The sequence below is a fragment of the Yoonia vestfoldensis genome (assembly GCF_002158905.1).
Classification (GTDB): domain Bacteria; phylum Pseudomonadota; class Alphaproteobacteria; order Rhodobacterales; family Rhodobacteraceae; genus Yoonia; species Yoonia vestfoldensis_B.
In genome coordinates, this window is the sequence record NZ_CP021431.1 from 677,919 (window position 1) to 702,756 (window position 24,838).

Here is a 24,838-nt window from a genome sequence, read left to right on the forward strand (position 1 = left end):
CCTTTGGAATGCAAAGGGTGCTGGCATCTATCGCAGGATGTCTTCGTCCGCGACGAACATATTGGCCCATGCCCGGTCGATCAGCTCGGGCGACATCTGATAGGGGATGCCTTCGAATTCGCAGATCGCGATCATCTGGTCGATCAGAAAGACCGGCTGATAATTCGCATAGATATTGTCGATTTCGGGGTAGCGCCGGTTCAGCAGATGGACCAGCGTCTCCTCGTCCAGCGGCATCTTGCGCTTGCGCGCGACCATGGCGAAAATCTTGAGGTAATCTTCCTGACTGGGGCCGTCGATCTTGATCTTGTAGAAAATCCGCCGCAAGGCCGCCTTGTCGAAGATCGTATTGGGGTGGAAATTGGTCGAGAAGATTACCAGCGTGTCGAAAGGCACTTCGAACTTTTCGCCCGATTGCAGGGCCAGAATGTCCTTGTCTTCTTCCAGCGGCACGATCCAGCGGTTGACCAGCATCTGCGGCGGTTCGGCCTGACGACCAAGGTCGTCGACGATAAAGATGCCGCCGGTCGATTTCAGCTGCAAGGGTGCCTGATAGGTCCGCGCGGTCGGGTTATAGACAAGATCCAGCATCGCCAGCGACAATTCACCGCCGGTGATGACCGTGGGCCGTTCGCAGCGCACATAGCGCGTATCAAACCGCCCCGAGGTGCGGCGCAGGCTGCTGGGGTCATCCAGGTCATCTTCGGCTGCGGAATGCACGACAGGGTCATAGACGGTGATGACCTGACCGGAATATGCGATCGCGCGCGGCACATAGATCTTGTCCCCCAGCGCATCCCTGATCCCGTTGGAGATCGAGGATTTCCCGTTGCCGGGCGGCCCATACATCAGGATCGAGCGGCCGGCGCTGACAGCGGGGCCAAGGTTGGACAACAAATCGGCAGGCAGCACCAGATGGTCCATCGCGGTGGTCAGATGCTCGCGGGTGATCTGGGTGTTGCGGATCGACTGGCGCTTGACCTGTTCGGTATAAACCGACAGCGGCACCGGCATCGGCCCGTAATATTCCGACTGGTGCAGCGCATCAAGCGCGCGGGCGCGGCCCGTATCGGTCAGCCGATAGCCGATTTCGCCGCTGCTGTTGAGGTTCAGCGAGCCTGTCGCCTCTAGCAGCAGCTGGCCGCGCGCCAGATCGACCAATTGCTGTGTGACCGAGACCGGCAGGCAGATCGCCTGGCTGACCTGGGTGACCAGATCAAGGTTCATGCGGAACATCGTCTTGATCAGGATATCGCGCATCATCGCCATGGGCAGCAACATCGCATCCAGATCGCGCGGGGCGGGCGGTGCCATGACACTGGAAGCTTGCACATTCATCATTCGGCCTATCTGCTGGGCTGCAGCGCATAGCATAGGGGCCATTATGGCGAAATCGTGAACAAAGCCGTAAGAGTCCAAGGCATTGCAACAGATTCAGCGATAGATTGCCACCAGCGCCAGATAAAATACCAGCGTCATCGCCAGCGGAAATCCCATCGGAAAGCGGTGGGGCGTGGACCAGCTTGCCCAATGCGGCACCAGCCGGCGCAGGGGGCTGATTTGCACCAGCCGATGCGTCGCCAGACCCGCCATCAGACAGGCCGCGAATAAGGGCAGCACCAAAGGCAGATCCGCTGTGGCAATGAAAGGGGCCGCGGCCGCGGTGAATTTTGCATCCCCCGCCCCCAGCACGCGGGCCAAATTCAGGATGATCCCGACCCCCAGCATGACCGGCAGATGCAGCCAATGCCACAGATATTGGCTGAAGGGCAGGGCGATCAGGCCCAGCAGGGCAAAGCTGAACACCAGCGCATAAACCGCCATATTGGGGATTTTCATGCGCGCAAGATCGCTCCATGCGACATAGAGCGCAACGGGGATCACGGCAGGCAGGAACCAAGAGGCGGCAGTGGCGGTCAATCCCATCGGGTCAGTTCACAGCGTTGTTTTCAAGCGCTTCAAGCGCGCGGACCGCAGCCTCGAAATATTGCGGATGGGTGTTGATCGCGTCGTTCAACAAAGATTTGCCAATCGTGACGTCATTTTGCTTGATCGCGGTCAGCGCCATCGTGTGCAGCAATTGCGCGCGTTCGACCTGGGTCATGGCCACGACGGGCAGGGCGTAATTGCGTTGCGCACCGCGCGCCAGAACCAGGTTGTTCTTGGCGGTGAACAAGGCCGGGTTGAACCGCAAAGCATCGGCAAACAGCCGTTCGGCGGCGGGGTAATCGCCCCGCGTCAATTTGGAAAAGCCCCAGTTATTATAGACCGGTCCGGGTCGCGTGGTCAGCCCGACAGCGGTTTCATAGAAACTATCGGCCTTGTCCCATTGCTGGCGGCTGTCGGCGACCATGGCTTCTAGCCGGTAGCGTTCAAAGGTTTCAAAGGTCGGCGGAATCGTGTTCAAGGTCGCTGCCGCCTCGTCCCAAAGGTTGCTGCGGATATAGGCATCGGTCAGGTTCAGCCGGTCATCATGCGTGGCATCAGGATGCGCTGTGACGGCCTGCCAGGCGGCCACTGCCTCGGTTGGGCGGCGCGCGCGGACCAGCGACATCGCCAGCCCGCGTTGCAGATCAATGCGGCCGGGGTCGTTGTTATTGGCATTGGCAAAGTAATTCACGGCTTCGTCTGGATCGCCCACCGTCAGCATCACGTCATTGAGGTTGGTGTCATCAACCACGTTGATATCGCGCAGTGCCTGTTCCACATCCCCGGTGCCGGATTGGTCGCAGGCCGACAGGGCGATGGCGAAAAGCGGTATGAAAAAGAGATGGCGCATGTTTTCGCGTCCTTTGCTGCTCTGCCTAGAGATCCGACATCAACACGAAGTCACCGGCACCACGCCTGATCAGGCTGAAATTCTGAATGTCTTTTGCAATATCGTCATCGGAATCCTCGAATTGCGCGAGCGATAGGCGCAGATTCTCGCGGATTTCGTCCGAATTGCCGTTATCTGCAGCAAAAGCGCGGCGGAACGCCTCTGTCGCTTCGCCAAGCTTGCCGCGTTCTGTCAGGACCACACCCAGATTGTTCCAGGCGGGCGGAAAGCTTGGGTCTTCGGCGACAGCGCGCCGCAACCAGCTTTCTGCCTGCCCCAAGCGCCGCAGTTGCAGATTGGCCGAGCCGATGGCCGACATCGTATCGACGTTCAACCCTTGCTGGGCGGCGGCGCGATGATAGGCCTTCAGCGCCAGATCGAATTCCCCCGCCGCCATCAACCGGTGGCCCACGATCAGCCCGTCGATATTGCCAATCCCGGCAGTGCCCGGCGCGAAAGTGCCGTCACTGGACCGGTTCAGCTCGCCCGCGGTGCAGGCGGTCATCATGACCAATGCAAAGGTCAGCATGCCCGGATGAATGCCCATGATCCCTGTGGCCCCTATCCCAGGCTGGTTGCGATCGCATAGATCGACGGTCCGATCAGGATCGCCATCAGCGGCGGCACGGTCAGCATCATGGTGGCCAGCGTCATCTTGGTCGGCAGCTTGTTGGCGGCCTCTTCGGCGCGCATCACGCGTTTGTCGCGCATTTCAGAGGCATAGACCCGCAGCGCATCCGAAATGGACGTGCCGAATTGCGCCGATTGCACCATGACCGTCACAAAGCTGGCGATATCGGGCACGCCGCAGCGTTCGGACAGATCCTTGAGAACGGTGGTCTTGTCCTTGCCGGCCTTGGCCTCCTGGCTGACGATCTCGAATTCTGCGGCCAGTTCGGGATAGCCGGTGCGCAATTCATGCGAGACGCGCAAGATGGATTGGTCAAGCGATTGTCCCGCCTCGACGCAGACAAGCATCAGGTCAAGCGCATCGGGAAAGGCCTGGGTGATCGCCTCTTTGCGCAGTTCAACGCGGCGCGTGACCCAATATTTCGGGAACAGATAGCCGATGCCGCCGGGCACCAGGATCATCATGACCAGTTCTTGTGTCTCGACCGTGCGCTGCGCCATTTCGATCAAGGCATAGATACCGCCACCGAACAGGCCGGTGATGCCCAAGGCGAATTGCAGGAAATGGTAAATGCGCACAGCGTTCTTGCTGCGATATCCTGATTGCAGCAGCTTCAGCTTGACGGCGGAATATTCCTCGGCGTTCTGCGGTTCAAGAAAGTTGGAATATTTTTCCAGCGTATCCTTGCTGGATGCCGCGCGCAGACGTTCGGTCTTGTCTTTCTTGTCGGCCGGATTGGTCGCAGCCTTGAGCCGGTCAAGCGGGTCCTGTTCGCGCCGCAGCAGGACCGGCAAGGTTATCAGGATCATGAACAGCCCCAAAAGTCCAACCATGACCAAGGGACCGAAGGGGCCAAGAAGATCGAACATGAAGGTTTGGATGGCTTGCATGCGGCGTCTTTCAGACTTTGATGTTGGTGAGGCCGCGCATCACGATCAGGTTCAGCACCAAAAACGCAGCAACCACGAAACAGGCCGGAATGAACATCGGGCTTTCCATGACGTCGTCGAAATAATTCGGCTGCACAATATTGATCCCGATCAGCGCGAGGATCGGAAAACCCGACAGCAGATTGCCAGACCATTTCGCCTCGGCGGTGATGGCATTCACGCGGCGGAACAGGCGGAACCGGGCGCGGATCACCTTGGCCAGACCATCAAGAATTTCCACAAGATTGCCGCCCGAGGATTGCTGGATCGTCACCGCCACCGCCAGAAAGCGCAAATCCTGATTGTCCAGCCGTTCCGCCATCGCCTTGAGCGTTTCGCCCATGTCGCGCCCATAGGCGGTTTCATCAGCGATGATGCCGATTTCGGTGCCCAGCGGATCGGGAACCTCTTTGGCGACGATACTGATCGCCGTTGAAAACGGATGCCCCACGCGCAGCGACCGGACCATCAGTTCCACGGCATCGGGCAATTGTTCGGAAATCATGTTCATCCGCTGGGTCGCCTTGCGGCTGATCCACAGATAGACCCCGCCGACACCCATCAGCAGGCTGATCAGCGCGCGCACGGCGGTCGCCACCTCTGCGAAAAGCGTCAGCAAGATGAAAGCGGCGATGCTGACCGCGCCCATCATCATGATGATCTGCGCCGGCGAAAAGGCGATATTCGCTTTTTGTGCCTTGGTCGCCAGCAATGAATAGAGCGGGATGCTCTGCGATTTCATATGCTGCGTCATCTCTTTGCGCAGCTGGTCAAGCACCTGTTCGCGGTTGCCGCCCTTGTCGAGCATTTCAAGACGGCGGTTGACCTTGCCATCCATGCTGATCGACTTGCCGAAAATCACCAGATAGGCGCCCTGCACAAGCGCCAGAACCGCAATGAAAATCAGGACATAGATGATGGGTTCGATAGAAATCATATGACCTATTCCGCAACCATCGGTTCAAAGATCGCCGGTGGCAGGTCGTAGCCCCAGAGTTTGAACCGATCCGAAAAGTGGCTGCGCACGCCCGTTGCCGTGAAATGGCCGATGATCTTGTTGTCGGGGGTCAGGCCGACGCGCTGATAGCGAAAGATTTCCTGCATCGAAATCACATCGCCTTCCATGCCGGTAATTTCCGTGATCGAGGTCATGCGGCGCGATCCGTCCTGCAGGCGCGAGGCTTGCACAATCAGGTTCACAGCCGAGGCGATCTGGCTGCGCATCGCCTTGATCGGCATCTCGATCCCGGCCATGGCGATCATGTTTTCCAACCGGCTGATCCCGTCGCGCGCAGAATTGGCGTGGATCGTGGTCATCGACCCGTCATGGCCGGTGTTCATCGCTTGCAACATGTCGATCACCTCATCGCCGCGCGTTTCGCCGACGATGATCCGGTCAGGGCGCATCCGCAGGGCGTTTTTCAGACAGTCACGCTGTGACACGCCGCCTTTGCCCTCGACATTGGGCGGGCGGCTTTCCATCCGGCCGACATGGGTCTGTTGCAGCTGCAATTCAGCGGTGTCTTCAATCGTCAGGATGCGTTCGGCATCGTCGATGAAACCGGACAGCGCATTCAGCGTCGTGGTCTTGCCCGACCCCGTGCCGCCCGAAACGATGATATTCAGGCGGGTGGATACGGCGGCTTGCAGATAGGCGGCCATTTCCTCGGTAAAGGCGCCAAAGCGCACCAGATCCTCGACCCCCAGCTTGTCTTTCTTGAACTTCCGGATCGAGACCAGCGAGCCATCCACCGCGATCGGCGGCACCATGGCGTTGAAACGTGATCCGTCCGCAAGGCGGGCATCGACATAGGGGTTGCTTTCATCGACGCGGCGCCCCACGGCCGAGACGATCTTGTCGATGATGCGCAGCAGGTGGCGTTCATCCTTGAAGGTGACATCGGTCAGTTCCAGCTTGCCGTTGCGTTCCACAAAGATCTGCTGCGGGCCGTTGACCAGGATATCGTTGACTGAATCATCCTTCAGCAGGGTTTCCAGCGGGCCAAGGCCCGTCACCTCGAAAAACAGGTCCTGGCTGAGTGTCTGGCGTTCCTCGCGGCTGAGAACGACGCCCATTTCTTCGAGGGTTTCATTGGCGATCGCGTTGATTTCGGTGCGCAATTCCTGTTCGGTCGCGGTTTCCAGCGCGGCGAGGTTCAGGTTTTCCAGCAAGGATTTATGCAGCTCCAGCTTCAGCTCTTGCAAACGGTCCTTGCGGCGCTTGTCCTTGTCGGCTGGCCCGGCCTCGGCGGGTCTGCGCTGCGGCATGGTTTTCATCAGCGACTGGCCATCGGGTTTTGGCGCAGCCGCAGCGGGGCGTGGCCCCGTGGCCTGCGTCGCACCGCCAAGAGGCGCGCCGGGTTTTTTGTATTTTGAAAACATGGATCGCCTCTTATGCTCGGGCCTCGGCGGTCGCGGCCACGTTGACCTCGTGCACCGATTTTGCCAGTTTCATGATTTCTTTGCGCAGCGGGTTCTTTGCATTGCTTTCAGCCAGCGGCGTGCCGTGGTCGGCGCTTTGCATGACGGCCTTGCCGCCGTCGGGCATCAGCACCTCGATGGCGATGCCCAGGCTTTCCGACAGGCGTTTGACCCGGCTTTTGCCGTTCAGATCGGTAAAACCGGGGGCGCGGTTCAGGATGAAACGGATCTTTTCAAACGGCAATTCCTCGGATTGCAGCGCCCGTTTCAGCCGCAGCGTGTTCTGCGCCGAGCGCATTTCAAGCTCGATCATCGCGAAATAGACATGTGCGGCCTCCAGCACCGTCTGGGACCATTCCACCATCGTCGAGGGCATGTCGATCACGACATAATCAAAGTTCATCCGCGCCATCTCGATCACGCGGGTGATATCGGCGGGTGAAATCATATCGAGCGGGATCATATCGGTCGGCGCGGTCAGCACATGCAGTTTGTCGCCATAGGTCAGCATCGCCTGCATGAAGATTTCCGCATCCATCACCGCGGTATCCGTCAGCATTTCCAGCACCGATTCACGCCGTGGCAGATCCAGATAGGTCGAGGCCGTGCCGAATTGGAAATCCAGATCGATCAGGCAGACCTTGGGCGGGTCTTTGGGATCAACATTGGCCAATTCCCAGGCAAGGTTCACGGCCATCATCGTGGCACCGGTCCCCCCGGCCAGACCGTGGATCGGAATAACGACGCCGGATTTGTTGCCAGTCGCCTTGAACGGCACCCCCCCGCCCGAGGATTGCGCGGTCTCATCACTGGTCAGCACCCGCTCGATCGCGCGGGCCAGTTCGTTTTCGGGCAAAGGGTAGGGGACGAATTCGTCACCGCCTTCGCGCAGCAGCTTGTGCAGTGCGGCGGGTGTCAGGTCTTCGGCGATCAGGATCACCTTGATCCGCGCGGCCTTGGCGGCAATGATGATGTCGGAAACCTGGTCCAGATTGTCTTCGTCTTGCGCATCCAGCGCGATGGTCACGAATTGCAGCGTCCGGGCCTCGGGCTGCGCCAGAAAGGCGGCGGCATCGTCAATGCTCAGATCACCCCATGAATCCCCCAGCGCCGTTTCCATATCTTCGATTAGAAGATCGAAAATCTGCACATCGCGGCTGATCGTACAGGCAACGATCTGGATCGGGTCGGTCTGCGCGATGGGGCTGCTGCTCATAACTCTGGTCCTTGGTCAATTCTTGCAAAAATCCCCATGGCATGACCTATGCGCCCCCGCGACCTGCCACGGGGCGGTGCAGGCACAGACATCATCGCCGGTCATGAATATGGCGGGAAATCGTGTCGATAATTGGGCCAAAACCGCGTCATTGTGCGAAATATTGCGACGATCTTGCCAAATCTAAGGGAATGTTCACGCCGGACGCGGCCGGCGCAAACCCGGGCGCGTGCAATTAGCCACCGCCGGTCGAGATCGCGCCTTGTTGCACCGTGGTATCTGGCACTGCGCTGGCGACATATTCGCGAATGACCACGGCGGCATATTTGCCGTCCAGCAGCATCGGGTGGGTTTCGACAAAGCCCGACACTTCGGTGACGGTGCGCCGGTTGCGGCGTTCGGGTTCCGGCGTGGGGATCAGGGGCTGCGTCGCACCAAAGGACACGACCGCCTCGAGGCGGTCGCGGCTGATCCCTTGGGTGGCTAGATAGGCGACAACGGCCTGCGCGCGGCGCAAGCCCAGGCTGCGGTTATAGGCCGCCGTTCCGACAAGATCGGTATGGCCAAAGACCTTAAAGCGGACTTCGGGGAATTGACGGATCCAATCCGCCTGCTGGCGCAGCGTCGCCTGGGCCGAGGCATCCAGCACGGCGGAATCGAATGCGAAATTCACCATCGCCGTAACCTCGGTATTGAACCGGCGTGCCAGGTTGATGGTGTAATCCTGCTGGCCGGTCTGCACCAAGGCGTTGTTCATCGTGGCATTGCCGAAATCGCCCTGGTCAAGGTCTGATCCGGCCTCTGTAAAGAAGGACGAGGATGTCGAACCGGACGGGCCGCAGGCGGCGAGTGTTGCTGCAACAAGCGCAGTGATCATATGGCGTTTCATTGTCGCGTTCCAATCATTCATCCATGACATAGCCGTAGGATCCCATGAAATCCTGCCGTGCGACCTCGCCCGCGCCACCGCGTGTCGGCGCGCTGGCCGCTGTCACCCGCCCGAAAAGGAACAGGTCCTGTTCGGATGGTGGGCGCACCCGGTCTGTCGGCAGGGCCAGCGCCATGCCGCGTGTCGGCGAGACAAGATGCGGCGTCACGATGATGACCAGCTCGGTCTGGCGGCGGGAATATTCCGCACTGCGGAACAGGGCGCCCAGGATCGGCACGTCGCCGATCCATGGCACCTGCCCGCTAAGATCGGTAAAATCATCCGACAAAAGACCCGCGATGGCAAAGCTTTCCCCGTCGCGCATTTCAACCGTTGTCGATGTCTCGCGGCGGCTGAAGGCGCTGATCTCAAAGCCGTTTGCCGAAAAGCTGTTCGACGGATCGATCCCCGAGACCGCAGCCAGAAGTTCCAGGTTGATGATATCGCCATCCACGACGCGGGGCGTAAAGTTCAGCTCGACGCCAAAGGGTTTGTATTCCACGCTGATCGCGCCATCGTCGTTGGACACAGGCACCGGATATTCGCCGCCAGCCAGAAAGGTCGCCTGTTGCCCGCTGAGCGCGGTCAGGTTCGGTTCCGCCAGAGACCGGACAACGCCGCGCGCTTCCAGCGCTTCCAGCAGAACGCCGACCTCGACGCCACCGGCCCCGAAGCCCAGCAGGAAGGCCCCGTTGCTGTCATTGGCCGTGGGGATGATATTGTTCAGCGAATTGGTAATTCCTGTCTGCCCGACCGTCGTATTGGTCCCGCCCCGGATGTTCCGGCCGTTCTGCAAGGAAGAGCCGTTCAACGACAGCGATGACGACAGCGCCTTGCTGACCGAGCGTTGCATTTCCGCAAAGCGGACCTTGAGCATGACTTGCTGTGTGCCGCCGACCGACATCAGGTTCGACACCCGGTCCGGCGCATAGCGCTGTGCAAGATCCAGCGCGCGGTCCAGCCGGGCGGCCGAACTGACCGTGCCGGACAGAACGATGCCATCATTGGCGGTCCGGACCTCGATGTTTTCGCCGGGCAGGATCTGCGTCAGCCGTTCCTTGAACTCCGCCATATCAGGCGAGACATGCACATCGACATTGGTGATCAACCGCCCATCGGCCGCCAAAAGCGTCAGCGTGGTGCGGCCCGGCTCTTTGCCCAGCACATAGATCGTGCGGTCCGAGAGCGACGAAATATCCGCAATGCCGGGGTTGGCGATCGACAATTCGGTAAAGGGCACATCGCTTTCAACAACAACGGCCCGGTTCATCGGAATATCCAAGGCGCTGGATGCGGTACCGCGCAACACGCGCAAGGCGCTGTCCTGCGCCAGGGCCGATGCGGCGGCTGTCACCGACAAGGCAAAGCCCGCCAATGCGGCTTTCAGATATCTATCATAACTCATAAGTGACCTGCCTCTCCGATCACGCCTCGTTAACGTGGGTCTTGTTGCCCTTGATGGGGCGAACATGCGCTAAGGTTGCATTTATTGCAATAATCAATGCTTTGGAGGTCGAACCGAATGTGGGCATCGCGCAACACTTGCGCAATTAAACCCCAGATTGTTCCGCCGGTTCATCTGGCGCCGCCCTCTATATGTCGTAGGGCGACCGGTCGTTTCGGGGGTTTCTGTCCATATGAGGCAATTATGAAAGGAATTTATCCAGTCTAGAATTCACCTGGCACCGGCATGTCATTTGGCGTTTTTCTGGGCGGATTGTGATCTTGGCGCGTCATTCCGAGCATTCAATTTCAACCTCAACGCGTTGTGTTCCACTACGCTGGGTCACAAAACAGCGGCGTTTTTCCTCGATAACGGGGGCGGGGGCGGCCACGATATCCTGCTCACCAGTCAACGCAGAGTTGTCTACAGTGACAGGCCCGGTCTCTGACAGATCACCGGTGCCCACCAGCGCAAGGGTCAATTGTCCGCTGTTCTGCGCCTGCGTCAACAAGGCCACTTCTTCGGGGGTGACCTGGACCACAACGCTTTGCGGGCCGCCCCGGTTGCCGGCATCGCCCAGGACGGCGATGATCTGCAGACCGGATTTGATCAGGTTCGTCACCTCGCGGCCGTCGCGCAATCTGCCGGTCCAATAGACATCAATCCTGTCATCGGGGCGCAGGATCCCGAAACCCGCCGCAACGCGCCCTTCAACGGGAAACGCCCGAAAGCCGGGCTCGACCAAGGCGGTCAGGCCACGGCTGGCCCCCGGTTCCGAGACTTTGGTGGTCAGGACAAGCTCGTTTGTGATCATCGGCAGGACCACGACGCGCGGTATCTCTGGTCCTTGGGGGAACAGGGCCTGCTCTGTGGCAAAGCTGCCTTCGGGCAGGTAATCGCGCGGATAGGGGATCAAGCGGACATCATCCGCCGTCAGCTGTTCGCCATAGGTGACCGAACGTGTGGTGACATAGACATCCACCGTCGCAAGCGCCTGCGCCGCAATCTGGCGCGCCCGTTCAAGCTGTGTGGTCTGCGTCGCCATATATTGGTTCACCATATAGACGGCAAAACCTGCCAGCCCCATGCCGACCAGAAGGACCAGACCAAAAACTGCGCGCATGATGCAAACCTTGATTCGAGTTTCGCGCCAGTTCACGTTTGGCGGCCCGCCAAGAAAGTGACCCATGCGCAGCAATGCGACTGCACCGCAAGGCCACTTACAATGTGGGCAAGCTGGTTTGCAAGCAGGAGCTGAAAGAATTGCGCCGGAATGATCCTATAGGTGCATGGCGGTCACGCTGGAAACCTGTCTTGCAGGCGCTGCCGGGCCGCGCATCGGCACCGCGCGGGGCAGCTACATCATATTCGTCATCGTGTTTTGCAGGCGATCTGCCTGATCTTCAGCTGCGCCACCAATTGTCGCCATGATCAACGCCATCAGTGCCAGGGCCGCCGCAGAGAGCATGACCCAATCAACCGTGATTGCGCCACATTCGTCAGCGTGAAACATTTGCCACAGCTTGGTCATTCAGCAGCACTCCTGATGTTCAGCACGGATCGCTTTGTCGCGATGGTTCGCTATGGGTGAACAGGTTTCGCGCCCGCATGGGCCTAGACCGTCGCTGCCAAGATCAGCATCGCCGGGAAATAGGCCGCGCCACTTGGTCAGCGCAGCCTATGTTTTGCACGTCGCTTGCCGTTATGATCAGGCTTCGTTGAGAAGATTGTTTTCGATGCTATTGGCCAAAGTCCCGGCACCATTGCTGATCGCGGTGCCGACAGCCAGACCCAGCAGAACGATCGCTGCGGTCAGAACCACGAAATCGACTGTGACGGCGCCGTCTTCGTCATCGCGGAAGTTTTTGATAAAGTTAAGCATTGATAAGCCTCCTGGGGTATCATTGATGTTCAAGCCATTCCTCGCCGGGGCTGTGACAACCCTGGGGCGTCATGGTCCGTCTTGGATGTGGGCATTAGGTTGCAGGATTGGGGCGGTAGTTTGGCAACATCGGCACGTTTCTGGCCCTGAGCGGCTTTGCGCTGGGAGTTTTGGATTAAAGCATTGAAAAATAACAAAATAAAATGTTAACAATTGTTTATGTTTACTAATGCCGTTGCCAAAAGGCCCGCTGTCACGGGGTAAAATCGCGGTCTTTGCGCAAAATTGTGGCCTTTTGGCCGGTTTCTGCCATCTTTCCATGAACAAGAATGTCGGGCAGGACGCGCCATGTATCGTATCAGTGTGGCTTTTGCAGCCGCGATCGCGCTTTTTGCCGCGACAACAGTTTTCGCGCAGGTCGAACGCCTGCAACCGGATTTCACCTTCAAACGTGTGGGCTTGCCCAGCGAAGGCCAGACCAGCGGCCGGATCACCGTGCAGATTGATCCCGATGCGCCGCGTCGCAGCCCGGTTTATGCCGCGCCGCGCGCAGACCCTGTCGCGGCTCTGGCGGCACCACCGCAGCTGCGGTCCGGTTTTGGCTGGTTCTGGGACAATGTCCCCTCATCATTGGCCGGATCAAGCCCTGCGCGGCTGGAACTGGCGATCAGCCGGATCAATAATCCCCCTGCCGGTCAGCGCATCCCAGCGCCACGCCTGCAATTCTTGCAAGATATCGCCAGCGCGCAGGGCCTGCATATCCTGCGCGAAACGGTGGGCACCGATGTCTCGCCTGCTTTGGTGCTGGCGATCATCGCGATCGAAAGCTCTGGGCGGATCGATGCTGTCAGCAGCGCGGGTGCAGAAGGTCTGATGCAATTGATGCCTGCGACCGCGGCCCGCTTTGGCGTGACCGACAGCATGAACCCGGCGCAGAACATCAAAGGCGGCGTGGCCTATCTGGGCTGGCTGCTGGATCGTTTCGGCAATGATCCGGTGCTGGTATTGGCGGGCTACAACGCGGGCGAAGGCAATGTGCAACGCTATCAAGGCGTGCCGCCTTTCGCGGAAACCATGGATTATGTGCCCAAAGTGCTGGCGGCATGGCAGGTCGCCAAAGGGCTATGTCAGACACCGCCCGAGTTGATCACTGACGCCTGCGTGTTCAAAGTCAACGGATCGTGATGCCGCCAGAAAGGCCCTGCCGGATCACCCGGCAAGGCGTTTCTACTTAGCGCCAATTGTTAGACGATTGTCGCCTCGGTCGCGGCACGCAATTCGGCCTCGGTCACGCCATCGGCACATTCCACGATCCGCAAACCGCCCTCGACCACATCAAGAACACCCAGATTGGTGATGATCCGGTCCACCACACCCTTGCCGGTCAAGGGCAGGGTGCAGGATTTCAGCACCTTCGATTCGCCGTGTTTATTGGTGTGATCCATCACAACGATCACGCGGCCAACACCGGCGACCAGATCCATGGCCCCCCCCATACCCTTGACCAGCTTGCCCGGGATCATCCAATTCGCCAGATCGCCGTTTTCCGCGACTTCCATCGCGCCAAGGATCGCCGCCGCGATCTTGCCGCCGCGGATCATGCCAAAGGAGGTCGCAGAATCGAAATAGGCGGTGCGTTTGAGTTCGGTGATCGTCTGTTTGCCCGCATTGATCAGATCGGGGTCTTCATCGCCTTCATACGGGAAAGGGCCCATGCCCAGCATGCCGTTTTCCGATTGCAGGGTGATATCCTTGTCGCCGACGTAATTGGCGACCAGCGTCGGGATGCCGATGCCAAGGTTCACATACCAGCCGTCTTGCAGTTCTTCCGCGGCGCGCGCCGCCATCTGGTTGCGATCCCAAGGCATTATGCTGTCTCCCGCTTGCGCGTGGTGCGCTGTTCGATCCGCTTTTCATGCGTGCCCTGAATGATCCGGTGCACATAGATGCCGGGCAGGTGGATCATATCGGGGTCAAGGCTGCCGGTTGGCACGATCTCCTCGACCTCGACCACGCAGACCTTGCCGCACATGGCGGCAGGCGGGTTGAAATTACGCGCGGTCTTGCGAAACACCAGATTGCCGGTCTCATCGGCTTTCCACGCCTTCACGATGGACAGATCGGCAAAGATGCCATGTTCCAGAATATAGGTCTGGCCGTTGAAATCCTTATGCTCTTTCCCTTCTGCGATGACGGTGCCGACGCCGGTCTTGGTATAGAAACCGGGGATGCCGCAGCCGCCCGCACGCATCCGTTCGGCCAGCGTGCCTTGGGGGTTGAATTCAAGTTCCAGCTCGCCTGACAGATATTGGCGCATGAATTCGGCATTTTCGCCCACATAGGACGAGATCATCTTTTTCACCTGCCGCGTCTGCAACAAGATACCGATGCCAAAATCATCGACGCCCGCATTATTGGAGGCAAAGGTCAGGTCCTTGGTGCCCGCATCCTTGATGGCGGACAGCAAAAGTTCGGGGATACCGCACAGGCCAAAGCCGCCCGCCGCGATAAACATGCCGTCGTGCAAGAGCCCGTCCAACGCATCCTGTGCCGAGCCGTAGATCTTTTTCATGCCGCTCCCCTTACCGGTTTGCGTAAAACTGTCGCGGTCCCCGGACAAAGTCAATCGCCGCGCTGCAGCACGGCTATTTCGGCGGCGTTTTCTTGGCGGCGGGTTTTTTCGCAGCAGGCTTTTTGGCGGCAGGTTTCTTGGTGCCGGGCTTTTTCGCAGCAGGCTTTTTCGCCGCCGGTTTCTTGGCAGAAGGTTTCTTTTTCCCGGCCTTGGCCGCACGTTCATCGATCAGGTCGATGGCCTGCGCCAGCGTCAGATCATCGGGCGCGATGGTTTCGGGGATCGTCGCATTGATCTTGTCCCATTTCACATAGGGCCCGTATTTGCCGTCATAGATATTGACCGTACCGCCCGCCTGCGGGTGTTCGCCCAATTCGCGGATCGGGGTCGCAGCCTTGCCGCGCGCCCCCCGCGAGGCGACCTTTTCCGCCAAAAGCTGCACCGCGCGGTTCATGCCGACGGTCCAAACCTCGTCGATCCCATCAAGATTGGCATTGGTGCCGCCGCGATCCGATGTGCTGGGTGCATGTTTCAGATAAGGACCATAGCGCCCGATATTGGCCCAGACCATGATGCCATCCTCGGGATGTGGTCCGATGGGGCGGGGCAATTGCAACAGGCGCAAGGCCTGTTCAAGATCAACCTCTTCCGAGGGCCAATCCGCAGGCACGCCGGTGCGGTCGGGCTTGGGGTTGGCCTCTGACGTGGCGCCGCGCTGGACATAAGGCCCGAAACGGCCCTTGAAAATGCGGATTTCATCGCCCGCATCATGGCCCAGCAATTTGCCATCGGGGGGGATTGCGGATTTTTCAGCCTCTGGGTCGGGCGGGCCAAAGGGGCGGGTATAGCGGCATTCGGGATAATTCGAGCAGCCGATGAACGCACCACCCGACCGCGCGGTGCGCATCGACAACCGGCCTGCGCCGCAATTGGGGCAAAGGCGCGGGTCGGTGCCATCAGCGGTCGGCGGAAACAGATGCGGTTCCAACACCTCGTTGATTTTGTCGAGCACTTCGCCAATGCGCAGATCGGCGGTTTCCGCGATGGCGGCGGAAAAATCGCGCCAGAAACGGTGCAGGACCTTTTTATAATCGGCGTCGCCCGCGCTGACCTCATCCAGCTGGTTCTCCAGGTCGGCGGTGAAATCATAGCCGATGTATTTCTGGAAGTAATTCGTCAAAAAGGCCGTGACCAATCGGCCTTTATCCTGCGGGATCAGGCGGTTCTTGTCTTTTTCGACATAGCCGCGATCCTGAATCGTGGTGACGATCGACGCATAGGTCGATGGGCGGCCAATGCCCAGTTCTTCCATGCGCTTGACCAAGGTCGCCTCGGTGTAACGCGGCGGCGGCTGGGTGAAATGCTGCTCGGGATCGACCGATTGCTTGATGACATTCTCGCCCTGCGCCAGTTGCGGCAGACGCTTGTCATCATCATCGGCGGTATCGTCGCGGCCTTCTTCGTAGATCGCGATAAAGCCGTCAAACACCATGACCTGCCCATTGGCGCGCAAGATCACCTGGCCGTCGGCGCTGGCCACATCGACGACGGTGCGTTCCAGCTGCGCGGCGGCCATCTGGCTGGCCAGGGTGCGTTTATAGATCAGGTCATATAATTTGCGCTGATCGGCATCCTTGATATCGGCCTGATCGGCGGCGACCATCATATCGGTGGGGCGGATACATTCATGCGCTTCCTGCGCATTCTTGGCCTTGTTCTTATAGATGCGGGGCTGGTCGGGCAGGTATTTCGCACCGAATTTGGTCTTGATGGCGTCACGAGCACCGGTCACGGCCTCGGGCGCCATATCAATCCCGTCAGTCCGCATATAGGTGATCAGGCCCGATTCGTACAAACGCTGCGCCACGCTCATCGTCTGCTTGGCGCCCATCCCGAATTTGCGGCTGGCCTCTTGCTGCAGGGTCGAGGTCATGAAGGGCGGGCTGGGGTTGCGGGTGGCGGGTTTCGCTTCGACGGATGTGATCTTGAGATCGCGGGACGTCACCGCCTGCACCGCCATTTCGGCCTGTGTCGCATTGCCCAGATCGAATTTATCCAGCTTCTTGCCCGCCAGCGTGGTCAACCGCGCCTCGAAGACCTGGCCACGCGGCGATTGCAGCTGCGCCTTGACGGTCCAGTATTCCTGATTGCGAAAGGCCTCGATCTCCATCTCGCGCTCGACGATCAGGCGCAGGCAGACCGATTGCACGCGGCCGGCCGATTTCGCGCCGGGCAGCTTGCGCCACAAGACGGGCGACAGGTTGAAACCCACCAGATAATCCAGCGCGCGGCGGGCAAGATAGGCCTCGACCAAGGGCGCATCGACCTGACGGGGGTTTTTCATCGCCTCCAGAATCGCTGTTTTCGTGATCGCGTTGAATACCACGCGGCTGACAGGCGTATCCTTGCGGATCGCCTTCTTCTCGGTCAGGGCCTCGGTCAGATGCCAGGAAATCGCCTCACCCTCGCGGTCGGGGTCGGTGGCGAGGATCAGTTCATTATCGGCTTTCAGGGCATCGACGATGGCCTTGATATGCTTTTTGCTATCGGTCGCGATTTCCCATTTCATGTCGAAATCGTCGTCGGGCAGCACCGATCCATCCTTGGGCGGCAGATCGCGGACATGGCCATAGGATGCCAGAACCGTATAGCCGCGGCCAAGATATTCGTTGATTTTCTTGGCTTTTGCGGGGGATTCGACAACGACAACGGGCATGGGAATCCTTTATCTGCGCGGCTTTGTTCGAGTGGCGCAAGATGTGGTGACGACGGCGTGAATGTCAATGACGCGAAATTCCGCCCATCTTCCGAGCCTAAATATCCCCGCCGGAGGCTAGAAAGTCCTGTCGCTATACCGCCCGGGCCAGCAAACCACCGGCCTGGCGGGTGATCTTGCCGTCAAGTTCCAGATCGACAAGGGCAGGGGCCACATCGGTCGCGGCCACCGCCAGATCGCGCAGCAGCTGGTCCTCGGCCAGGGGGGCGGGGCCAAGGCGCTGCAGGATCATCGCATGCAGGGCGGCAATATTGCGCAGCGCCGGGCGCGACGGCTGGGCCTGTTGCGGCAGCATTGTTTCAACGGGTTTGGGGGCCAGCGCCTCCAGCACGTCATCGGCGGATCGCACCAGCGTCGCGCCGTCGCGCAGCAGCATGTTGCAGCCAGCCGCGCGCGCATCAAACGGATGGCCGGGCACGGCCAGCACGTCGCGTGCCTGATCCAGCGCATTGCGCGCGGTGATCAGGCTGCCCGATCTTGCCGCAGCCTCGACCACGACAACGGCCTGCGCGATGCCTGAAATGATCCTGTTGCGCGCCGGGAAATGGCGTGCCTGCGGTTGCAGCCCCATCGGCATTTCCGCGATCCGCAGACCCTGTTTGGCGATATCATGGGCCAGTTGGGTATTCTCGACGGGATAGATCACATCGACGCCACCGGCCTGCACGGCCAGCGTGCCACCCGCCAGCGCACCCAGATGCGCCGCTGCATCGATCCCGCGCGCCAGGCCAGAGACCACGACATAGCCCGCATCGGCCAGATCGCCCGCCAATTTGCGCGCCATCCGGCCACCAAGCGACGAGGCATTGCGCGCGCCGACAAGCGCGACCATCGGGCGCGTCAGCAATGCGGTCTGCCCCAGACACCACAAAAGCGCGGGCGCATCCGCGATATCGTGCAGGGCGGCCGGATAAAGCCCGTCGCTGTCCCAGATCAACCGCGCACCCGCGGCCTTGCCCGCCTGCAATTCGGCATGAATCACACCGATCGGACAAATCGTGTAATCTTGCACACCGGCGGCACGGGCGATGTCGGGCAGGGCATGCAGCGCTTCTGCGGCGGTGCCATATTCCGCCAGCAACCGCCGATAGGTGACGGGCCCGACGCGGCGCGAGCGCAATAGGCGAAGATGGCTGATCACATCCTCTTCCGTGGTGGGGGGGAGTCGGGGGGGGGTGGAAGATCGTGTTGGTTGGGTCATCCCTTGCTCCGCCTATTGCTGAACAAGGCCTACGCCCATGCCATTAACAAGCCGTGAATCGTCGCACGACCCCGGCCGCATGACGTTGAAACCTCTTATTTCACTGGCTTTATGCAATGCAGCCGGTCGGTTGCGCGGCGGTGCCGGTCGCAGGCAGGCCCGAATCGCGCGCTCTCAGGCGGCGGCACCGCCCACGGTCAGCCCGCCGATCAGCAGGCTGGGCTGGCCCACGCCCACCGGCACCCATTGCCCGGCCTTGCCGCAATTGCCGATACCGGGATCAAGCGCCAGATCATTGCCGATCCCACGGATCTTTTGCAGCGCCGTGGCGCCATCCCCGATCAGGGTCGCGCCTTTCACCGGCGCGCCGATGACGCCATTCCTGACGCGGTAGGCCTCGGTGCAGGAAAACACGAATTTGCCATTGGTGATATCGACCTGCCCGCCGCCGAAACCCACCGCATAGATCCCGTCCTTCAATTCCGAAACAAGGCTGTCGGGGCTGGCATCGCCTGCCAGCATATAGGTATTGGTCATGCGCGGCATCGGCGTATGGGCAAAGCTTTCACGCCGCCCGTTGCCGGTGGGGGCGACCCCCATCAGCCGGGCATTCTGGCGGTCCTGCATATAGCCTACCAGCACGCCATCCTCGATCAGCACATTGCGCGCGCTGGGCGTGCCTTCGTCGTCCACGGTGATTGATCCGCGCCGGTCGGGGATGGTGCCGTCATCCAGCACGGTCACCCCTTTGGCCGCGATCTGCTGGCCCATCAGCCCGGCAAAAGCGCTGGATCCCTTGCGGTTGAAATCGCCTTCCAGCCCATGCCCGATGGCTTCATGCAGCAAGATGCCGGGCCAGCCGGGGCCAAGCACGACATCCATGACGCCCGCAGGGGCGGGTTCGGCATCAAGGTTCACCAATGCAATCCGCAACGCCTCGCGCAGGATGGGTTCCCAATGATCGCGAGAGATCAGCCCGATCAGGCCAATGCGCCCGCCGCCGCCCATGCCGCCGCTTTCGCGTTTGCCGTTCTGTTCGACGATCACGCTGATATTGATCCGCGACATCGGGCGGGTATCCGTGACCAGCGTGCCGTCGGGGCGCAGGATCACCACCTCTTGATGCGAGGCACCAAGGCTGGCCGAGACCTGCACGACACGCGGATCCAGCGCGCGGGCACAGGCGTCGATGTCGCGCAACACGTCGATCTTGGCGGGGAATGTCGCTTGCAGCATCGGGTCATCATCGCTGTAAAGCTTGCGGTTGGTGCCCGCGGGCGCATCGGCCATCACCCCGCCACCATCGCCCACCGCCAGCCGCGCGGTCGCGACAGCACGGCGCAATGCATGTTCGTCGATCGTGGTCGCATGGGCATAGCCTGCGGTTTCGCCGCGCACCGCGCGCAGCCCGAATCCTTCAGAGGCATCGAAGCTGGCATTCTTGATGCGCCCGTCATCCAGCGACAGCATCTCGGATTTGCGCCTTTCGATGAATAATTCACCATCATCGGCCCCCGCCGTTGCCGCGCGCAGCAAATCAAGCGCGCGGTCCTGATCCAGATGGGTCTCGAACGGGCGAAAAGGGGTGGCGGTCATGGCAATATCCTTCGGCGGCGATGATCAGGGGCAAAAGCGTCTGTTTGCCGCAACAGCAGTTCTTGAGTTGTGCGTCAGGATATGGGACATGGGCGCATCAAGACAATGGGATTCCGCCCGTAGCCCGAGCGGAGTGACCGGGGATCGGGGCCGTCACGCCTCTTGAAGTTAGGGTACAACATGCGACTGAACACCTTTGCAACCTCTGTCTGGACCACGCTGGGTCTGGTTCTCGCAGGCAGCACGGCCATGGCACAACAGAATATCGGCCAGGACCTCGAAATCGTGGGTCAGCCGCTTCCCGGCGGGATGGGGTTCCAGCCCTCGGCGACGGAACTGGCGCGCGATGTGGTCTGGCTGGACACGCTGCTGCTGGTCATCATCACGGTGATCACCGTTTTCGTGACCGGCCTGCTGGCCTATGTCATTCTGCGCTATAATGCGCGCCGCAACCCAAACCCCGCCGGTTTCACGCATAATTCGCCGCTGGAAATTGCCTGGACCGTGGTGCCAATCGTGGTCTTGGTGTTCATCGGTGCGTTTTCGCTGCCGATCCTGTTCAAACAGCAGGAAATCCCCGAGGCGGATATCACCATCAAGGTGACCGGCTATCAATGGTATTGGGGCTATGAATATGTCGATGAAGGCGTCGTCTTTGACAGCTTCATGCTGACCCGCGAAGAGCTGGAACAATTCGGCTATACGCAGGATCAATACCTGCTGGCGACCGATACGGCCGTCGTCGTGCCGGTCGGTGCAACAGTCGTGATGCAGGTGACCGCCGCTGACGTGATCCATTCCTGGACGATCCCCGCCTTTGGCGTCAAGCAGGATGCGATCCCCGGCCGCCTGGCCGAATTGTGGTTCGCCGCCGAGCGTGAGGGCATCTATTTCGGTCAATGTTCGGAACTTTGCGGACAGGCGCATGCTTACATGCCCATCACCGTCAAAGTCGTCAGCCAGGAAACCTATGACGCATGGTTGGCCGACGAAAAGGGGCTGTCCTGATCGACGGGCGGATCGCCTTTCACCTGACGGATCGCCTATCCGCGTGATTGCACCGCGCCTTGCAAGGACAGATTGCCAATGACCGATTTCAGCGCCAACGACCACAGCACCCAAGAGGCAGGCATGGGCGATTATTTTGCCCTGCTCAAGCCGCGGGTGATGTCGCTTGTCGTGTTCACGGCCCTTGTCGGTTTGCTGGTGGCGCCTGTGGCGGTGCATCCTTTCGTGGGGTTCGTGGCGATCCTGTGCATCGCGGTCGGGGCCGGGGCATCCGGCGCGCTGAACATGTGGTGGGACGCCGATATCGACGCGGTGATGAAACGCACAATCGGCAGGCCCATTCCATCAGGGCGCGTCGCACCGGGCGAGGCGCTGGGCATCGGCGCTGCGCTATCGGGCTTTTCGATCCTGCTGCTGGGGCTGGCGACCAATTTTCTGGCCGCTGGCTTGCTGGCCTTCACGATCTTTTTCTATCTGGTCATCTATTCGATGTGGCTTAAACGTGCGACGCCGCAGAATATCGTGATCGGTGGCGCGGCGGGGGCTTTCCCGCCGATGATCGGCTGGGCGGTCGCCACCGGCGGCGTCAGCATCGAATCGCTGCTGATGTTCGCGCTGATCTTCATGTGGACGCCGCCGCATTTCTGGGCGCTGGCGCTGTTCGTGAAATCGGATTACGGGCGCGCCGGTGTGCCGATGCTGACCGAAACCCATGGCCGCGACGCAACCCGGCGGCATGTGCTGATTTACACGCTGCTTTTGGTGCCGGTCGCGCTGGGCCTTGGGCTGACGTCAATCGGCGGGCCGGTTTACATGGCGGTCGCCGTGGTGATGAACGCATGGTTCCTGAAAGGCGCCTATGACATCTGGCGGCGCGATGATGCCGCCTGCGAGGCCGATAAACACGGGGTCGAGATCAAGGTCTTCAAAGTCTCGCTTTACTATCTGTTCGCGCATTTCGGCGCATTATTGGCAGAGGCCGCCTTGCGGCTTTATGGATTAGGAGGCTGGTCATGGTGATCCGCGTCGAGCATGAACTGCACAGGCGTCGCAAAGGGCGCAATACCGGTGTTGGTCTGCTGCTGGTCGGCTTTATCGCCATCGTCTTTGGCCTGACCGTGGTCAAGGTTCTGCAACTGGATGATATCCGCCAGTTCGAAACCTTTGACCATGCGCCGCGTCCGCAATTGGTCCCTGTTCCGGAGGTTTCGCAATGACTTTGTTCCCGCGCTTGAAAGGCATCCATCGCAGCGCCGTCCAGGCCTCGGCATTGGTCGTGGTCATGGGCGGGCTGGCCTATGCATCGGTGCCGTTTTACGATTGGTTCTGCCGTGTCACGGGCTTTGGCGGCACCACCAGCGTGGCTGCGGGTGACAGCGATGTGATTCTGGATGAAACGATCAAGGTCCGTTTCGACGGCTCGCTGGGCCGCGACATGCCCTGGACCTTCAAGCCGGTGCAGCGCGAGGTCGAGGTCCGGATCGGGGAAACCGCGCTGGTATTCTACGAGGCGCATAACCCGCTGGACGTGCCGATTGCCGGGCAGGCATCCTATAACGTCACACCTTATGAAGCAGGCGGGTTCTTCGACAAGATCGAATGTTTCTGTTTTACCGAGCAGGTGCTGGCGCCGGGCGAAACGGTACTGATGCCGGTGTCTTTCTTCGTGCATCCCGATATCGTTGATGACCGCGAGGGACAATATGTGCATACGATCACGCTGAGCTATACGTTTTTCGAGATCGATGTGCCCTCTGATTACATGCAGGCCTCGGCCGATGCGACAGCTTTGACACCGGCGCCGCGAGACGCCATAGAGACTTACTGAAGACAGCCGATAGGGAACGCACCAGATGGCGCAAGCGAAAAACCACGATTACCATATTCTGCCACCATCTGTCTGGCCGTTCATCGCCGGCATAGGTGCTTTCGTCATGTTGTTCGGGTCCGTTTTGTGGATGCATGGATCGGGGCCGTGGATCTTCCTGATGGGTCTGATCGCCGTGCTTTACGTCATGTATGCATGGTGGGCTGACATGGTCGCAGAAAGCCGGGCTGGCGATCACACGCCGGTTGTGCGGATCGGCCTGCGCTACGGCTTTATCATGTTCATCATGTCCGAAGTGATGTTCTTCGCCGCCTGGTTCTGGTCTTTCTTCAAGCACCAGATGTATCCGATGGAAACCTATGTCGGCACCGAATATATCAAGCCTGAAATCTATGCGATCGACCCGTTCGGCCTGCCGCTGATCAACACGCTGTTGCTGCTGATCTCGGGCTGTGCCGCGACATGGGCGCATCATGCGCTGGTGCATGAAAACAACCGCAAAGACCTTAAACTCGGTCTGCAATTGGCGATTATCTTCGGCGTGATCTTCACGGGCTTTCAGGCTTATGAATATTGGATCCTGGTCACCCAGGACGGCTATACGTTCGGCGGTGAAATCCATTACGCCAACTTCTTCATGGCCACAGGCTTTCACGGCGCGCATGTGGTGATCGGTGCGATCTTCCTGCTGGTCTGCCTGATCCGGGCGGAACGGGGCGATTTCACCCCTGAAAAGCATGTCGGTTTCGAGGCCGCCATCTGGTATTGGCACTTTGTCGATGTGGTCTGGCTGTTCCTCTTCGCCGCCATCTATATCTGGGGCGCGTAGATCGGGGTTCACCCCGACCCACCCCAAAACCTCAAGCGCGCGGCACCCCCGCGCGTTTTTTCCATCAAGGGCCTGTCATGCTGCGCAAGATCTTCTTTCCCGTGCTGCTCGGCGTTGCCGGATGCGGCGTGCTGATCTGGCTGGCTTTGTGGCAGATCGACAGGCTGGCGTGGAAAGAGGATATCCTCGCCAATATCAACGCCCGCCTGGGTGCCGATCCGCGCCCTTTGGCCATCGATGTGACCGAGGCTGCGGATGAATATACCCGCGTGGCGCTGTCTGGCACCCCGACAGGGCAGGAATTGCATGTGCTGGTTTCGGGCACAGCAGCGGGGACCGGTTACCGCGTGATTTCGCGGTTCGAAACGGATGATGGCCATGCGATCTTGCTTGATCAGGGGCTGCTGCCGCTTGAGGCCAAGACCGCCGCAGCCTTGCTGGCCCCGATGCAGGTAACCGGCACGCTGCTGTGGCCCGATGACCAGACCAGCAGCACCCCCGATCCCGATCTGGCGGCGAATATCTGGTTTGCGCGCAATGTCGACACGATGGCCGCCGCATTGGACACATTGCCCTTGATGGTTGTCGCCACCGCGACCAGCCCTGCCGACCCGCGCCTGACCGCGCTGCCGGTCGCCACCGCCGATATCAAGAACGACCACTTTGCCTATGCGGTCACATGGTTCTTGCTGGCCATCGTTTGGGCCGTTATGTCCCTTTTCCTGATCATCCGCACTCTTCGGCCAAAGGACGCCTGAC

At 60.0% G+C, this 24,838-nt stretch carries 25 protein-coding genes; 7 read left to right on the forward strand and 18 right to left on the reverse strand.

What is annotated here, in order from left to right; all coding sequences use genetic code 11:
* Positions 1-27 precede the first annotated feature (27 nt).
* The 13 genes from LOKVESSMR4R_RS03320 to LOKVESSMR4R_RS20010 form a co-directional block, all read right to left on the reverse strand.
* Positions 28-1,338, reverse strand: a complete 1,311-nt coding sequence (locus LOKVESSMR4R_RS03320; protein WP_087212515.1) for an ATPase — start codon at positions 1,336-1,338, stop codon at positions 28-30.
* A gap of 96 nt (positions 1,339-1,434) precedes the next feature.
* Positions 1,435-1,926 carry a prepilin peptidase gene (locus tag LOKVESSMR4R_RS03325; RefSeq protein WP_087206296.1) on the reverse strand — a complete coding sequence of 164 codons (492 nt, stop codon included), beginning with the start codon at positions 1,924-1,926 and terminating at the stop codon, positions 1,435-1,437.
* A 4-nt stretch (positions 1,927-1,930) separates the two neighbouring features.
* The gene (locus LOKVESSMR4R_RS03330) at positions 1,931-2,779 is read right to left on the reverse strand and encodes a tetratricopeptide repeat protein (protein WP_087206297.1); all 849 of its coding nucleotides are present in this window, start codon (positions 2,777-2,779) and stop codon (positions 1,931-1,933) included.
* A gap of 25 nt (positions 2,780-2,804) precedes the next feature.
* Positions 2,805-3,365, reverse strand: a complete 561-nt coding sequence (locus LOKVESSMR4R_RS03335) for a tetratricopeptide repeat protein (RefSeq protein ID WP_087206298.1) — start codon at positions 3,363-3,365, stop codon at positions 2,805-2,807.
* Positions 3,366-3,379: 14 nt separating this feature from the next.
* Positions 3,380-4,339, reverse strand: coding sequence for a type II secretion system F family protein (locus LOKVESSMR4R_RS03340; protein WP_087206299.1), 960 nt, complete (start codon positions 4,337-4,339; stop codon positions 3,380-3,382).
* A 10-nt stretch (positions 4,340-4,349) separates the two neighbouring features.
* Positions 4,350-5,315 carry a type II secretion system F family protein gene (locus LOKVESSMR4R_RS03345; protein WP_087206300.1) on the reverse strand — a complete coding sequence of 322 codons (966 nt, stop codon included), beginning with the start codon at positions 5,313-5,315 and terminating at the stop codon, positions 4,350-4,352.
* Between the two features lie 5 nt (positions 5,316-5,320).
* On the reverse strand, positions 5,321-6,760 hold the full coding sequence (locus tag LOKVESSMR4R_RS03350) for a CpaF family protein (protein ID WP_087206301.1): 1,440 nt from the start codon (positions 6,758-6,760) through the stop codon (positions 5,321-5,323).
* Between the two features lie 10 nt (positions 6,761-6,770).
* The gene (locus LOKVESSMR4R_RS03355) at positions 6,771-8,015 is read right to left on the reverse strand and encodes an AAA family ATPase (protein ID WP_087206302.1); all 1,245 of its coding nucleotides are present in this window, start codon (positions 8,013-8,015) and stop codon (positions 6,771-6,773) included.
* 235 nt (positions 8,016-8,250) lie between these two features.
* A complete protein-coding gene (locus LOKVESSMR4R_RS03360; RefSeq protein WP_087212518.1) occupies positions 8,251-8,904 on the reverse strand; it encodes an OmpA family protein in 654 nt (217 codons plus the stop codon).
* A 13-nt stretch (positions 8,905-8,917) separates the two neighbouring features.
* Positions 8,918-10,348 carry a type II and III secretion system protein family protein gene (locus tag LOKVESSMR4R_RS03365; protein WP_087206303.1) on the reverse strand — a complete coding sequence of 477 codons (1,431 nt, stop codon included), beginning with the start codon at positions 10,346-10,348 and terminating at the stop codon, positions 8,918-8,920.
* A 328-nt stretch (positions 10,349-10,676) separates the two neighbouring features.
* On the reverse strand, positions 10,677-11,510 hold the full coding sequence (cpaB, locus tag LOKVESSMR4R_RS03370) for a Flp pilus assembly protein CpaB (protein WP_087206304.1): 834 nt from the start codon (positions 11,508-11,510) through the stop codon (positions 10,677-10,679).
* A 234-nt stretch (positions 11,511-11,744) separates the two neighbouring features.
* Positions 11,745-11,918 (reverse strand): hypothetical protein, encoded by a 174-nt coding sequence (locus tag LOKVESSMR4R_RS20405; protein ID WP_204248716.1) that lies wholly within the window; start codon positions 11,916-11,918, stop codon positions 11,745-11,747.
* 177 nt (positions 11,919-12,095) lie between these two features.
* A complete protein-coding gene (locus LOKVESSMR4R_RS20010) occupies positions 12,096-12,302 on the reverse strand; it encodes a hypothetical protein (protein ID WP_157898107.1) in 207 nt (68 codons plus the stop codon).
* Positions 12,303-12,617: 315 nt separating this feature from the next.
* Here LOKVESSMR4R_RS20010 and LOKVESSMR4R_RS03375 point away from each other — a divergent pair, with 315 nt between their 5' ends.
* Positions 12,618-13,454, forward strand: coding sequence for a lytic transglycosylase domain-containing protein (locus LOKVESSMR4R_RS03375; RefSeq protein WP_087206305.1), 837 nt, complete (start codon positions 12,618-12,620; stop codon positions 13,452-13,454).
* A gap of 59 nt (positions 13,455-13,513) precedes the next feature.
* Here the strand turns inward: LOKVESSMR4R_RS03375 and LOKVESSMR4R_RS03380 are convergent, their stop codons facing one another.
* The 5 genes from LOKVESSMR4R_RS03380 to tldD form a co-directional block, all read right to left on the reverse strand.
* The gene (locus LOKVESSMR4R_RS03380; protein ID WP_087206306.1) at positions 13,514-14,137 is read right to left on the reverse strand and encodes a CoA transferase subunit B; all 624 of its coding nucleotides are present in this window, start codon (positions 14,135-14,137) and stop codon (positions 13,514-13,516) included.
* Positions 14,137-14,841, reverse strand: a complete 705-nt coding sequence (locus LOKVESSMR4R_RS03385) for a CoA transferase subunit A (RefSeq protein ID WP_087206307.1) — start codon at positions 14,839-14,841, stop codon at positions 14,137-14,139. The genes LOKVESSMR4R_RS03380 and LOKVESSMR4R_RS03385 overlap by 1 nt, the downstream gene beginning before the upstream one ends.
* 73 nt (positions 14,842-14,914) lie before the next feature.
* On the reverse strand, positions 14,915-17,557 hold the full coding sequence (gene topA / locus LOKVESSMR4R_RS03390; protein WP_087206308.1) for a type I DNA topoisomerase: 2,643 nt from the start codon (positions 17,555-17,557) through the stop codon (positions 14,915-14,917).
* Between the two features lie 133 nt (positions 17,558-17,690).
* Entirely contained in the window at positions 17,691-18,818 is a 1,128-nt protein-coding gene (dprA, locus tag LOKVESSMR4R_RS03395; protein ID WP_204248717.1) for a DNA-processing protein DprA, read from the reverse strand.
* Positions 18,819-18,992: 174 nt separating this feature from the next.
* Complete coding sequence (gene tldD / locus LOKVESSMR4R_RS03400; RefSeq protein ID WP_087206309.1) at positions 18,993-20,414, reverse strand: metalloprotease TldD; 1,422 nt, start codon at positions 20,412-20,414, stop codon at positions 18,993-18,995.
* A 180-nt stretch (positions 20,415-20,594) separates the two neighbouring features.
* On the opposite strand from tldD, the gene coxB reads away from it, so the two are divergent.
* The 6 genes from coxB (at position 20,595) to LOKVESSMR4R_RS03430 (ending at position 24,837) form a co-directional block, all read left to right on the forward strand.
* Positions 20,595-21,422, forward strand: coding sequence for a cytochrome c oxidase subunit II (coxB, locus tag LOKVESSMR4R_RS03405; protein WP_087206310.1), 828 nt, complete (start codon positions 20,595-20,597; stop codon positions 21,420-21,422).
* A 78-nt stretch (positions 21,423-21,500) separates the two neighbouring features.
* Entirely contained in the window at positions 21,501-22,442 is a 942-nt protein-coding gene (gene cyoE / locus LOKVESSMR4R_RS03410; RefSeq protein WP_087206311.1) for a heme o synthase, read from the forward strand.
* Positions 22,436-22,639, forward strand: a complete 204-nt coding sequence (locus tag LOKVESSMR4R_RS03415; protein ID WP_087206312.1) for a hypothetical protein — start codon at positions 22,436-22,438, stop codon at positions 22,637-22,639. Before cyoE ends, LOKVESSMR4R_RS03415 begins: the two co-directional genes overlap by 7 nt.
* Positions 22,636-23,250, forward strand: coding sequence for a cytochrome c oxidase assembly protein (locus tag LOKVESSMR4R_RS03420; RefSeq protein ID WP_087206313.1), 615 nt, complete (start codon positions 22,636-22,638; stop codon positions 23,248-23,250). Before LOKVESSMR4R_RS03415 ends, LOKVESSMR4R_RS03420 begins: the two co-directional genes overlap by 4 nt.
* A 25-nt stretch (positions 23,251-23,275) precedes the next feature.
* A complete protein-coding gene (locus LOKVESSMR4R_RS03425) occupies positions 23,276-24,079 on the forward strand; it encodes a cytochrome c oxidase subunit 3 (protein WP_087206314.1) in 804 nt (267 codons plus the stop codon).
* Positions 24,080-24,156: 77 nt separating this feature from the next.
* Positions 24,157-24,837: an SURF1 family protein gene (locus LOKVESSMR4R_RS03430; protein WP_087206315.1), complete on the forward strand. Its 681-nt coding sequence runs from the start codon at positions 24,157-24,159 to the stop codon at positions 24,835-24,837.
* The last annotated feature ends 1 nt before the right edge of the window (position 24,838 follow it).